Source organism: Bacillus sp. JK106 (assembly GCF_053663355.1).
Window position 1 is genome coordinate 685,019 of record NZ_JBSJQC010000002.1, and the last position, 12,818, is coordinate 697,836.

Consider the following 12,818-nt stretch of genomic DNA (forward strand, 5'->3'; position numbering starts at 1 on the left):
TAGAATTGTGCTAAAATTTAGTACAAATCTAAAAAGCTTATCAAGAGCGGCTGAGGGACTGGACCGATGACGCCCGGCAACCTGCGTGTATTGCAAGGTGCCGCATCCAGAAAAATGCACAGCATTTTGAAGATAAGGGCTATACCGGGTCACTGTCTTTCATTCCGCTGGATTGAAAGTTTTTTATATGAAAAAAAGATTGAGGGATAAGACAACCGGCAGAGAACAACAGCTGTTTGATTGTCTCCGGGAGGAGGAAAGAAAAAATGCTAACGTATGACACATGGGAGGAACCGGCGATTACATTTCCGGAAGACGATTCCTATAAAGGCGCGCTGTCCGTTTTAAAATGGGCATACGGCCACTACGGAGACCAGCTTGTTTACGCGTGCAGCTTCGGGATTGAGGGCATCGTCCTGATCGATTTAATTTCTAAAGTAAAGAAAGACGCGGAAATCGTGTTTCTCGATACGGGTCTTCACTTTAAAGAAACATATGAAACGATCGAAAAAGTGAAAGAACGTTACCCGGGGCTGAACATTATCCTGAAAAAGCCCAGCCTTACTCTCGAGGAACAGGCCGAGGCTCACGGAGATAAACTGTGGGAAAGAGAACCGAACCAGTGCTGCTACATCAGAAAAATTCTGCCGTTAAGAGAAGCACTCGCAGGGCATCCGGCATGGCTGTCCGGCCTTCGCCGGGATCAAGGGCCGAGCCGGGCGAATACGAATTTCCTGAATAAAGACGACAAGTTTCAATCGATTAAAGTATGCCCGCTGATCCATTGGACATGGAAAGACATCTGGAGATATACTTCCAAGCATGAGCTGGATTACAATATCCTCCATGATCAGGGGTATCCGAGCATCGGCTGTGAACCGTGCACTTCACCTGCGTTTACCGCGGAAGATTTGCGGAGCGGCAGATGGAACGGCATGGCGAAAACCGAATGCGGACTGCATGAATAAAGGAGCTGCCCGATGGAATTAGCCGCTATTTTATTCTGCCTGTTTTTTGCCATGAATATCGGAGCCAGCGGAGCCGCGGCATCAATGGGAGTCGCTTACGGGTCCGGCGCCGTTAAAAAGAAAACATATGCGCTGATCATCTGCGCGGCCGGAGTCCTGTCAGGGGCGGTTATCGGCGGCGGTGAAGTCGTTAAGACGATCAGCGGCGGAATCATTCCCGAACAAACCATTACGCTCACCATTGTCTGCATTATAATCGGAGCGGCGGCGCTATCGTTATTCACGGCGAATGTGCTCGGCATTCCGCTGTCGACGAGTGAGGTCACTGTCGGGGCGATTGTCGGTGTCGGCGTCGCGTACAAAGTATTGTTTTTACAGCATCTTTTGGTCATCGTGATTTTTTGGGTGCTCGTACCGTTCGTCGCGTTCTGTTTCACCTTTCTCGTATCGAAGGTATTCAGTTCTCTGAATATTCGAGTCATTTCGAAACGGAAACAGAAGATTTTAGGGATTGTGCTGCTTTTTGCGGGGTTTTGGGAAGCTTTTTCAGCCGGAATGAACAATGTCGCAAATGCGGTGGGCCCTTTGGTGGCTGCGGGCGTACTCAGCGTGTCAAAAGGAACGCTGTACGGAGGCATCTTTGTCGCTCTCGGCGCTCTGCTTTTAGGACGTAAAGTGCTTGAAACCAACGGGAAAAAGATTACGAGATTTTCAGCCGGAGAAGGCATACTGCTTTCAGGAACCGGCGCGGGGCTTGTCATTATCAGTTCCGTCTTCGGTCTGCCGGTCCCATTGGCGCAAGTCACATCATCATCAATTATCGGTATCGGAATGGCCAAAAACGGGCCGAACGTTTTTCATAAAGAAGTCGTGAAAACGATGCTCAAAGTTTGGGTCGTTTCGCCGTTTTTGTCACTGTCGATTTCGTATCTGCTTGTCTCCCTGCTGTTAAAAGGAGATTACTATTCCATCTTTATGATGGCCAGCGTGCTTTTGGCAGCTGGCGGAGCCGCCAGTCTGATGAAAGCCATCCGAAAAGAGAAACGCTCTGTCCATGAACAAGGCGGGGGCATTTAACTATTAATCTGAGTTTATTTATCTGTTAACTGGGAGGAATCATGTATTATGAGTTTAGCACCGCACGGAGGAACATTAATTAATCGGGTGAATGAGCAGTATGATCTTACACCCGTCCACAAAGAAATTGAGCTTGATTTGATTTCGTTCGCTGATTTAGAGCTGATCGGAATCGGGGGGTACAGCCCGATTGAAGGATTTTTCACAGAAAAAGATTACGTGTCAGTCGTTGAAAATATGCGTCTGGCATCAGGGGTTGTCTGGTCCCTGCCGATCACGCTTCCGGTCGATTCAGAAAAAGCGGCTGAGCTTGCCGTCGGCGACACGGTGAAACTGACTTACGGCGGAGAAACATACGGTGTCGTCGACATCGAAGATATTTATACGCCGGATAAACAAAAAGAAGCCGTTCACGTATATAAAACCGATGATGCCGCGCATCCGGGCGTGAAAAAATTATTTTCACGCGGCGATACGTATGTCGGCGGGCCGATCACATTAATTAAAAAAGCGTCAAAGCAGTTTCCTGAGTTTACATTTGAACCTGCCGATACAAGACGCAGCTTCGAAGAAAAGGGCTGGAAAACCATCGTCGGTTTCCAAACGAGAAATCCGGTCCACCGCGCCCACGAATATATCCAAAAAACCGCGCTTGAGACGGTTGACGGCCTGTTTTTGAACCCGCTCGTCGGTGAAACAAAATCAGATGACATTCCGGCGGATGTCAGAATGGAAAGCTACCAGGTGCTGCTCGATCATTATTATCCGAAAGACCGCGTTTTCCTCGGCGTATTTTTGGCGGCTATGCGGTATGCGGGGCCGAGAGAAGCCATTTTCCACGCGCTTGTCCGCAAAAACTACGGCTGCACGCATTTTATTGTCGGCCGCGATCATGCCGGCGTCGGTGATTACTACGGCACATATGAAGCGCAAGAGCTGTTTGATCAATTTACAGCGGATGAACTCGGGATTACACCGATGAAATTCGAGCACAGCTTCTTCTGCCAGAAATGCGGCAACATGGGAACGGCCAAAACATGCCCGCATGACAGAGAAGACCACGTCATTCTGTCAGGAACAAAGGTCAGAGAAATGCTGCGAAGCGGCGTCATGCCGCCGGCGGAATTCAGCCGTCCTGAAGTTGTCGAGGTGTTGATTAAAGGGCTGAAAACGAAAGAAGAAGCAGGCGTTTCTTAAGGAGGAAAATAGAGTGACAAATCGTGATATCGTATGGCATGAAGCCTCAATAACGAAAGAAGAATACCAGCAGAAAAACAAGCATAAAAGCTCTATCCTCTGGTTGACGGGCTTAAGCGGTTCAGGGAAATCTACAATTGCAAACGCCGCAGCGCGCGAGTTGTTTGAACAGGGCTATCAAGTCATTGTGCTTGATGGTGATAACATCCGCCACGGCTTAAACAAGGACTTAGGTTTTTCCGATGATGACCGCAAGGAAAATATACGCCGCATCGGGGAAGTGGCGAAGCTTTTCGTTCAGCAGGGAACCATCGTCATCACGGCTTTTATTTCTCCCTTCCGTGAGGACAGAGATCAGGTGAGAGAGCTTGTGGCAGAGGGCGAATTTAATGAAATCTACGTGAAATGCGACCTCGATATATGTGAAAAGCGCGATCCGAAAGGTTTATATAAAAAAGCAAGAAATGGTGAAATTCCGTTCTTTACGGGGATCGACTCACCGTATGAAGAGCCGAAAGCGCCTGAGCTCGTACTTGATTCAGGCAAATTTGAACGTGAAGAATGCACCGGAAGACTGGTTGACTTTGTGAAAAACAGCTTAGCATAATAGGTCCAAAAAGGCCGCGCAATCAGCCGGATATCCCCTGCAATGGCGGGATATGGTAAAATAGCTGAAGTGCGGCCTCGCGGCTGTTCTGGGAAGATTTCAAAACGGATCGGGGAGACATGCTATGGGGAAAGTATTTATCGTTGGAGCCGGTCCGGGAGATCCGGACTTATTAACGGTGAAGGCAATGAAGGCCATACAGAAAGCGGACGTTATATTATATGACAGATTGGTAAACAAAGAGATTTTACAATATGCCGGCGAAGAAGCGGATCTGATTTACTGCGGCAAGCTCCCGGATTTTCACATTATGAAACAGGATACGATCAACCGTTTCCTTGTGAAGTATGCGAAAAAGGGGAAAACCGTTGTAAGGCTCAAGGGGGGCGACCCGTTTGTTTTCGGCCGCGGAGGCGAAGAAGCGGAGGCTCTCGCACAAAACGCCATTCCGTTTGAGATCGTTCCCGGCATTACATCAGGAATCGCGGCTGCTGCTTATGCCGGCATTCCGGTGACGCACAGAGAGGCGAGCTCCAATGTCGCATTCGTTACGGGGCATTATAAACAAGAAGACGACTTTGAAGAAAAATGGAAAGCGCTGGCGACGGGTATTGATACGCTGGTGATTTATATGGGAATTAAAAATATCCGGCAGATTGAAAGAATGCTGCTGGAAAACGGCAGAGACGGCGGCACTCCGGCAGCCTTTATTCATTGGGGAACGACGGACAGGCAAAAAACAGTCGTCTGCACCGTCGGCACGCTTTCAGATACAGTGATAAAAGAAGAAATCAAAAACCCGAGCTTAATTGTTATCGGTGATGTCGTCAATTATCACTGCAAACTGGACTGGTATGCATCTGAACAGAAAAATCCGGATTTGAGCGAGGCGTTGTAAATGAAGCAGGCGATTTTATATATCGGGCACGGTAGCAGGCTTAAAAAAGCGCAGACAGAGTCCGCGGCGTTTTTAAAAAGATGCATGCCGCACGCTGACGCTCCCATTCAGGAAATCTGTTTTTTAGAACTGCAGGAACCGTCTATTGAAGCGGGATTTGAAGCTTGTGTCAGACAAGGCGCCACTCATATTGCGGCTGTGCCTTTGCTGCTGTTGACCGCTGCCCACGCGAAACATGACATTCCGGCTGAAATCGCCCGTGCGGCGGCCCTGCATCCCGATATAAAAGTGACATATGGTGTTCCGATCGGAGTGGACGATGAAGTCGTAAAAGCCGTGCATCATCGTATTGAAGATACCGGAGTGCCCATTGAGCAGGCGAAAGTGGTGCTGATCGGAAGAGGAAGCACAGATCCGGCCGTTAAAAACGCAGTCAGTGAGATTGCCGGAAAACTTGAGGCGATTACACCTGTTAAAGAAGTCATCCCCTGTTTTTTAACAGCATGTGACCCGCACTATAAAGAAGTGTTTGCCGGCCTTGAAGAGGATGACGGAGCACCCGTTTTTATCGTTCCATATCTTCTGTTTACCGGGCTTTTAATGACTGAGATTGAACGGGAAGTTCAAAAGCTTCAAACGATCAATCAAAATATTCATCTCGCTTCATACTTAGGTTTTCACCCGCATATTAAGCAGGCGTTTTTGAACCGTGTGACAGAAGCTGTCCGAAACCCCGGCGGGCAGTTTGATTTTAAGGGGGGACAGTATGCTGCCTCTTCACATTAATCTCAGCGGAAAAAGAATTGTCATCGCGGGCGGAGGCAATGTTGCCTTAAGAAGACTCAAAACAGTGCTTCCGGAAGGCGCGGATATTACTGTAATCAGTCCCGATGCCCTGCCTGAAATTAAACAGCTGGCGGATGAAGGACGTATCCGCTGGGTTTCCCGTAAAATTGAAATGAAGGATCTTGCGCCCGCTTTTTTCATCATTGCCGCGACAAATGACCGCAGCGTGAATCGGGAGATAGCCGCGGGCGCTTCTGAAACGCAGCTGGTCAATTGTGTAAGCGAGGCTGAACGGGGCAGCGTGTATATGCCGAAGATCATCCGCAAAGGGCGCATTCAAGTATCCGTATCAACAAGCGGCGCAAGCCCGGCACATACGAAAAGACTGGCTGAGGACATAAAGCCTCTCATTACTGCTGATTTGGCTGAAGAAGTGGATCAATTATTTGAGAAAAGAAGAAGATCATAAAAAACACCTTGTCTGTCATCAGGCAGGGTGTTTTTTATACTGTCCTGACAGTCCGCCGAATGTGAAAAATTCAAAACGAAAGCGGTCAGGATTGCGAAGTGATGAGGAATATGTATGTGATCCCGATGCCGCCTGGATTCCGCCCGCATACAAAGGAAAGGTCAGAGACCCGCCCGGATGTGCTCAGGTTCGGCGAGGGAAGGTGAAAGTATCCGCCGCCAAATCAGGTGTGACTGTTTTAATCACAGACGGCCCGGCGGATCAGGCAGACATGACGGGAAACTGATCAGATATTGTAAAGATGATTCTGACGGCTGGGAGAGTTTCGTCTCCGTTTATACGTAATAAAAAACACCTCCAAGCTGAGCGCGGGTTTCAGCTTGGAGGTGCGTTTATTTTTTCAGCCGTATGACAAGGTCGGCATCAGGTGTGACAAATACGGTATGCTGGCTGTCATAGGTGACAAATCCGGGCTTTGCGCCGTTTGGCTTTTTCACATGTCTGATTTTTGTATAATCAACCGGAACGGAGCCGGAATCTTTCGCTTTGGAAAAATAAGCGGCGATCGCAGCGGCCTCCAGTATGGATTGTTCATCCGGATCGCTGCTTTTAATCACAACGTGGGAACCCGGAATGTCTTTCGTGTGGAACCATAAATCATCCCTTGCGGCAGCTTTTGTCGTTAAGTACTCATTTTGTTTATTGTTTTTGCCGACAAGAATCGTCAATCCCTGTGAAGATTCATATTGCTCCAAAACAGGAACGTGCTGCTTCTGTTTTTTCTGTCCTCTCTGCTGTTTCGGCCGCAGATATTTGCCTTCCACAAGCTCTTCCCTTATTTCGTGAATATCCTTTGTGGAGGCGGAGGAGAGCTGCTGGATCAGCTGATCGAAATAAGCGATTTCCTCCTCGGCCAGACGGATCTGTTCTTTTACCACCTCGACGGAATTCTTCGCCTTTTGATACTTTGTAAAATACATCTGTGCATTTTCTGACGGTGTTTTGTTCGGATTTAAAGGGATGGTCACCGTCTTACTTTCTTCATCATAATAATTGATGACTTCCGCTTCTTTGTCACCTTTTTTCAGCATATACAAATTCGCCGTCAGCAGTTCGCCGTATAGCTGGAATTCCTTCGCATTCTCTGAGTAGTCGAGCGTCTTTTCCAGCTTTTTTATCTTATTGGCGTTCTTTTTCCGTTCATTTGCGACAAACCGCTCGAGATCCTGCGCCTGCTGTTTGACGCGGTCGCGTTCCGCTTTGCCGAAATAAAACCGGTCCAACAGCTCACTCAGTGAGTGAAAGGTGCGCTCCTCTCCGTTTACATGTGTGAGAGACAGGAGATAAAAGTATTCCTTTCCGCCGGCTGTCGTAATGTTCGGTGTAAACCTGCAATCTTTCACGGCATGGAACATTTCAAGCAGCGTCTTCGGCAGCGTTATTTTGTTAGCGAGACCCGCTCTGTGAACGGCTTCTTTTGCAAACAGCGGAGAAACACCGGAGAAATGTCTGACGATCTGCTGGTCAAGCCGTCCTTCCTGAAAACTGAGATAACGCAAAACGTCCTCTTCATCCGCGGCAAGCGGCGAAATTTTTTCCTGAGCGGGAGGAAGCTTGTAATCATATCCCGGCAGAACGGTCCGGTAGCTGTTCATCGACGGAGATAAATGTTTCAGCCCGTCGATGATGGCTCCTTCTCCGTCAGTCAGAATAATATTGCTGTGCCGTCCCATAATTTCAACATACAGCGTTCTTACGGTTTCGTCGCCGATTTCATTTCTGCTTTTTATGCGGAATATCATAATCCGGTCTAATCCGGCCTGCTCTATTTTCTCAATAAATCCGCCTTCTATATGCTTTCTGAGCAGCATACAAAACATCGGCGGCTCGCTCGGATTTTCATAGGCCTGGTTTGTCATGTGCACCCGTGAATAGCTCGGGTGCGCCGACAATAATAATTTGTGGTTTTTTCCGTTGGCGCGGATATGGAATATCACATCGTGCTTAAAAGGCTGATGGACTCTCGTGATCCGGCCTCCGGCAATCCGGCTGTTTAATTCATGTGTCATTCCGTATGTAAACATGCCATCAAAAGACATATAAAACACCCTTTCCTTCTTCCTGCATTCGATAATTATAGCATGAAAAGGGGCGAGTCAGAATAAGCTTGTTTACAGAGTGACATCTCTAAAGCGAGGCAGGGGAGTGGACGAGAAGAATGAAGTTTCATGAAATGGGACAAACCGATTTGCTGAAAGCAACAAATACGTCCATTAAACAGGGGTTGACCGAAAAAGAGGTGAAAAAACGCCTTGAAAAGCACGGACCGAACGAGCTTCAGGAGGGCAAGAGGACACCGGCGATCGTCGTGTTTTTCGCCCAATTTAAAGATTTTATGGTGCTCGTGCTGCTGGCGGCGACCTTAATATCCGGGTTTTTAGGCGAATATGTAGATGCCGTAGCGATTATGGCGATTGTATTTGTCAATGGGGTTCTCGGTTTTTTTCAAGAGCGGCGTGCGGAAAAGTCATTACATGCACTAAAAGAGCTGTCAACGCCGTATGTGTCAGCGTTGCGGGACGGGAGCTGGAAGAAAATTCAGTCCAAGGAGCTCGTTCCCGGCGATATCATGAAATTTTCAAGCGGCGACCGGATTGGCGCGGATGTGCGGATCGTTGAAGCGAAAAGCCTTGAAATTGAGGAATCGGCGCTGACCGGGGAATCAATTCCGGTGGTTAAACAAGCTGATAAACTGAGAAAGCCGGATGTTTCGTTAGGCGACATCAGCAATATGGCGTTTATGGGTACGATCGTAACGCGCGGCAGCGGTGTCGGCGTTGTCGTCGGTACAGGAATGAATACGGCAATGGGGAAAATCGCCGATATGCTGGAATCCGCCGGCAGCCTTTCAACACCGCTGCAGCGAAGACTTGAAGAGCTCGGCAAAATTTTAATTATCGTCGCGCTCCTTTTAACGGTATTGGTCGTTGCAGTCGGCGTCTTACAGGGACATGATCTTTACAGCATGTTTTTGGCCGGGGTGTCATTGGCCGTCGCCGCGATTCCGGAAGGGCTTCCCGCCATTGTTACGGTGGCATTATCAATCGGCGTCCAGCGCATGATCAAACAAAAATCAATTGTCAGAAAGCTCCCGGCGGTTGAAACATTGGGCTGCGCCTCTGTCATTTGTTCTGATAAAACCGGCACGCTGACACAAAACAAAATGACCGTCACCCATATGTGGTCAGGCGGCAAAATTTATAAAGTGTCAGGCATCGGCTATGAGCCGGAGGGCGTTTTCACCCGAGATGAGCGGGAAATCAAGCCGAAAGATGAGAAGATTCTTGAACAGATGCTGGTTTTCGGCGCGTTGTGCAACACATCTGAAATCGCACTGAAAGACGGCCGTTATGTACTCGACGGTGATCCGACAGAAGGAGCGCTGCTGACGGCAGCAAGAAAGGGCGGCTATTCAAACGATTGGCTCAGCGGGCAATACCGCGTGGTTGCCGAGTTTCCGTTTGACTCCGTCCGCAAAATGATGACCGTCATTATAGAGGATAAGGAAAAAAAGCAGTTCGTCATCACTAAAGGAGCGCCCGATGTGCTGATTGACCGCTCGTCACATCTGATGCACGGCGCAAGAAGTACGCCTTTTTCAGGAGAAAAGAAAGCAGAAACGGAAGCGGTTCTGAAAGAGCTGGCGTCGCAAGCTTTGCGTACGATTGCGATTGCTTATAAACCGCTTAAGGCCGGAGAAAAGCCGACAATGGAGCAGGCGGAAAAAAATCTGACGATGCTCGGCTTGTCAGGCATGATTGATCCGCCCCGTCCGGAGGTCAGACAGGCCATTAAAGAATGCCGTGAGGCCGGCATTAAAACGGTTATGATCACAGGAGATCACGTCGAAACGGCAAAGGCCATCGCAAAAGATTTGCGTCTTCTTCCGAAAAAGGGACGTGTGATGGACGGCAAGACGCTGAATGAGCTTACGGAGAAAGAACTTATCGAAACGGTCGATGATGTCTACGTCTTCGCACGCGTGTCACCTGAACATAAATTGAAAATCGTCAAAGCGTTTCAGGAAAACGGACACGTCGTCGCCATGACGGGAGACGGGGTTAATGACGCGCCGGCCATAAAGCAGGCAGATATCGGTGTTGCCATGGGCGTGACGGGAACGGATGTGGCAAAGGAAGCCTCTTCTCTCATTCTGGTGGATGATAACTTTGCTACGATTAAATCAGCCATAAAAGAGGGACGGAATATCTATGAAAATATAAGAAAATTCGTCCGGTATTTGCTCGCCTCCAACGTCGGTGAAATTTTAGTGATGCTGTTTGCGATGCTTCTCGCTCTGCCGCTGCCGCTCGTCCCGATCCAGATATTGTGGGTGAACTTAGTCACTGACGGGCTGCCGGCGATGGCCCTCGGTATGGATCAGCCGGAAGGAGACCTGATGAGGCGGAAGCCGCGGCATCCGAAAGAAGGAGTGTTTGCGAGAAAACTGGGCTGGAAAGTCGTATCAAGAGGGTTTTTAATCGGAGCCGCAACCATTTTTGCGTTTATCATCGTCTATCACCGCAATCCTGAAAATCTGCCCTACGCACAGACCGTTGCATTCGCGACTCTTGTCCTGGCTCAGCTTATACACGTGTTTGACTGCCGGAGCGAAACGTCTGTTTTCTCCCGGAATCCGTTTGAAAATATCTATTTGCTCGGCGCCATCATTTCTTCTATCTTCCTGATGGTCATCGTCATCTATTATCCGCCGCTGCAGCCGATTTTCAAAACAGTGCCGATTACGCCGGGCGATTGGATGCTGATTATCGGTATGTCTGGCATACCTACTTTTTTGCTGGCGGGTTCACTTTTGACAAGAAAAAAATAATTCCATATGATATAATCTTAGGGGTAATAGCATGTCTATTGCCCTTTTATTTTGATAACGGGAAAGAATTGGGTGTTTCATATGATACGGAGTATGACAGGCTTCGGCAGCGCAAGCAGCACAAAAGGCGATCTCTCGGCAACCGTTGAATTGAAATCCGTCAATTACCGGTTCAAAGAAGTGAACGCCCGCCTGCCACGGCCTTTGCTATATGTAGAGGATAAGCTGAAACAAACGATATTGCAGCATATACAGCGCGGAAGAGTAGAGCTGTTTCTCACTGTAAACAGTGACGCGCTCATAAAAAGAAGCCTGAACATCGATTGGGAGCTCCTTGATGAATATGTGAGCGCCGCACGCGTCATGAAAGAGCGCTACAGCCTGGCCGCAGAACCCGATGCAATGGATTTCTTTAGATTTGAACACATTGCGCAGATTCACGAAGAACAGATGCGTGATGACAAGCTTGAAGAAGTCATCAGGGAAGCCGCTGAGCTGGCTGTAAAGGAACTTTGTGACATGAGGGAAAAAGAAGGCCGGCTTTTGGCGGAAGACTGTTTTCTGCACATTGAGCGGCTTGAGACGCTGTCCGAACAGGTGAAAGAGCGCGCTTCGGCCGTTGTTATTCAATACCGCGAGCGTCTTTACGCCCGAATGAAGGAATGGACGGAGGACGCGCTCGACGAAAGCAGGCTGATCACGGAATGCGCCATTTTCGCCGATCGTTCTGATATAACGGAAGAAATTACCAGATTAAAGAGCCATTTTGTTCAATTCCGTGATATATTAAAAGAAGGCGGGGCAGTCGGCCGCAAACTTGATTTCCTTGTTCAGGAGCTTAACCGGGAAGCGAACACGATCGGCTCAAAAGCCAATGATCATCAAATCACAAAGCTTGTCGTTGAAATGAAAAGTTCTATTGAAAAATTGAAGGAACAAGTGCAAAATATAGAATAGCGACTGTGCGTATTGTTTACAGACGGTCTCTTCAGGTTACACTAGAGACGTCTATTTTACAGGGGGAACGTAGAAGATGACGATTAAACTGATTAATATCGGATTTGGCAATATCATCTCCGCCAATCGGATGATTTCGATTGTCAGCCCGGAGTCTGCGCCAATAAAGCGAATGATCCAGGATGCAAGAGACCGCGGAATGCTAATAGACGCTACATACGGACGAAGAACCCGTGCAGTTGTCGTCATGGATAGTGATCACATTATCTTATCTGCCGTCCAGCCTGAGACAGTTGCACACAGACTTTCTGTGAAAGAAGAAATTATGGATGAAGGGCAGGGGTAATTGCCGCATGAAAGAAAGAGGGTTATTAATCGTTCTCTCAGGTCCCTCCGGAGTTGGAAAAGGAACGGTTCGGCAAGCAATATTTTCACAACAGGACACGAAATTTGAATACTCAATTTCAGTCACGACGAGAAACCCGAGAGAGGGCGAGGTCGACGGCGTCGATTATTTCTTTAAATCCAGAGAAGAATTCGAACGCATGATTGAAAACAACAAACTGCTTGAGTGGGCAGAATATGTCGGCAACTATTACGGAACGCCCGTTGATTATGTCGAACAGACGCTTCAAGAAGGAAAAGACGTCTTCTTAGAGATTGAAGTGCAGGGCGCGCTCCAAGTGCGGAATGCATTTCCGGAAGGCCTGTTTATCTTCTTAGCGCCGCCGAGTCTTTCTGAGCTGAAAAACAGAATCGTGACAAGAGGGACTGAAACCGACGATTTAATCGAAAACAGAATGAATGCCGCAAAAGCTGAAATCGAAATGATGGACGCGTATGATTATGTCGTTGAAAACGACGATATCCAAACGGCTTGTGATAAGATTAACGCAATCGTTCTCGCCGAGCACTTAAAACGTGAACGCGTCGCTCCGAGATATAAGAAAATGCTGGAGGTAGAATAA

13 protein-coding genes and 1 riboswitch are annotated in these 12,818 nt (G+C 48.3%); of the genes, 12 read left to right on the top strand and 1 reads right to left on the bottom strand.

Annotated elements, in window-relative coordinates; genetic code table 11:
- The first annotated feature begins 34 nt into the window (after positions 1 to 34).
- Positions 35 to 139: riboswitch (SAM riboswitch) on the top strand.
- A 127-nt stretch (positions 140 to 266) separates the two neighbouring features.
- The 8 genes from ACWJJS_RS08885 to ACWJJS_RS08920 all read left to right on the top strand — a co-directional run bounded on the left by ACWJJS_RS08885 (position 267) and on the right by ACWJJS_RS08920 (position 6,288).
- A complete protein-coding gene (locus ACWJJS_RS08885; protein ID WP_003154369.1) occupies positions 267 to 968 on the top strand; it encodes a phosphoadenylyl-sulfate reductase in 702 nt (233 codons plus the stop codon).
- Between the two features lie 12 nt (positions 969 to 980).
- Complete coding sequence (locus ACWJJS_RS08890; RefSeq protein ID WP_003154367.1) at positions 981 to 2,045, top strand: inorganic phosphate transporter; 1,065 nt, start codon at positions 981 to 983, stop codon at positions 2,043 to 2,045.
- Between the two features lie 48 nt (positions 2,046 to 2,093).
- Positions 2,094 to 3,242, top strand: coding sequence for a sulfate adenylyltransferase (gene sat, locus ACWJJS_RS08895; RefSeq protein WP_278071831.1), 1,149 nt, complete (start codon positions 2,094 to 2,096; stop codon positions 3,240 to 3,242).
- Between the two features lie 13 nt (positions 3,243 to 3,255).
- The gene (gene cysC, locus ACWJJS_RS08900; protein WP_003154363.1) at positions 3,256 to 3,849 is read left to right on the top strand and encodes an adenylyl-sulfate kinase; all 594 of its coding nucleotides are present in this window, start codon (positions 3,256 to 3,258) and stop codon (positions 3,847 to 3,849) included.
- Positions 3,850 to 3,973: 124 nt separating this feature from the next.
- On the top strand, positions 3,974 to 4,747 hold the full coding sequence (gene cobA / locus ACWJJS_RS08905) for a uroporphyrinogen-III C-methyltransferase (RefSeq protein ID WP_070081802.1): 774 nt from the start codon (positions 3,974 to 3,976) through the stop codon (positions 4,745 to 4,747).
- The gene (locus tag ACWJJS_RS08910; protein WP_454023493.1) at positions 4,748 to 5,533 is read left to right on the top strand and encodes a sirohydrochlorin chelatase; all 786 of its coding nucleotides are present in this window, start codon (positions 4,748 to 4,750) and stop codon (positions 5,531 to 5,533) included.
- Entirely contained in the window at positions 5,514 to 6,002 is a 489-nt protein-coding gene (locus ACWJJS_RS08915) for a precorrin-2 dehydrogenase/sirohydrochlorin ferrochelatase family protein (RefSeq protein ID WP_454023494.1), read from the top strand. Before ACWJJS_RS08910 ends, ACWJJS_RS08915 begins: the two co-directional genes overlap by 20 nt.
- A complete protein-coding gene (locus tag ACWJJS_RS08920; protein WP_229154048.1) occupies positions 5,980 to 6,288 on the top strand; it encodes a hypothetical protein in 309 nt (102 codons plus the stop codon). The genes ACWJJS_RS08915 and ACWJJS_RS08920 overlap by 23 nt, the downstream gene beginning before the upstream one ends.
- A 106-nt stretch (positions 6,289 to 6,394) precedes the next feature.
- On the opposite strand, the gene ACWJJS_RS08925 is transcribed toward ACWJJS_RS08920, so the two are convergent.
- The gene (locus ACWJJS_RS08925; RefSeq protein ID WP_077723153.1) at positions 6,395 to 8,101 is read right to left on the bottom strand and encodes an Rqc2 family fibronectin-binding protein; all 1,707 of its coding nucleotides are present in this window, start codon (positions 8,099 to 8,101) and stop codon (positions 6,395 to 6,397) included.
- Between the two features lie 119 nt (positions 8,102 to 8,220).
- Between ACWJJS_RS08925 and ACWJJS_RS08930 the strand changes: the two genes are divergently transcribed.
- The 4 genes from ACWJJS_RS08930 to gmk all read left to right on the top strand — a co-directional run bounded on the left by ACWJJS_RS08930 (position 8,221) and on the right by gmk (position 12,818).
- Positions 8,221 to 10,893 (top strand): calcium-translocating P-type ATPase, SERCA-type, encoded by a 2,673-nt coding sequence (locus ACWJJS_RS08930; protein ID WP_077722185.1) that lies wholly within the window; start codon positions 8,221 to 8,223, stop codon positions 10,891 to 10,893.
- A gap of 81 nt (positions 10,894 to 10,974) precedes the next feature.
- Positions 10,975 to 11,850, top strand: a complete 876-nt coding sequence (locus ACWJJS_RS08935) for a YicC/YloC family endoribonuclease (RefSeq protein ID WP_032856820.1) — start codon at positions 10,975 to 10,977, stop codon at positions 11,848 to 11,850.
- A 76-nt stretch (positions 11,851 to 11,926) separates the two neighbouring features.
- A complete protein-coding gene (gene remA, locus ACWJJS_RS08940; RefSeq protein WP_003154355.1) occupies positions 11,927 to 12,196 on the top strand; it encodes an extracellular matrix/biofilm regulator RemA in 270 nt (89 codons plus the stop codon).
- A 7-nt stretch (positions 12,197 to 12,203) separates the two neighbouring features.
- Positions 12,204 to 12,818 carry a guanylate kinase gene (gmk, locus tag ACWJJS_RS08945; protein ID WP_025851320.1) on the top strand — a complete coding sequence of 205 codons (615 nt, stop codon included), beginning with the start codon at positions 12,204 to 12,206 and terminating at the stop codon, positions 12,816 to 12,818.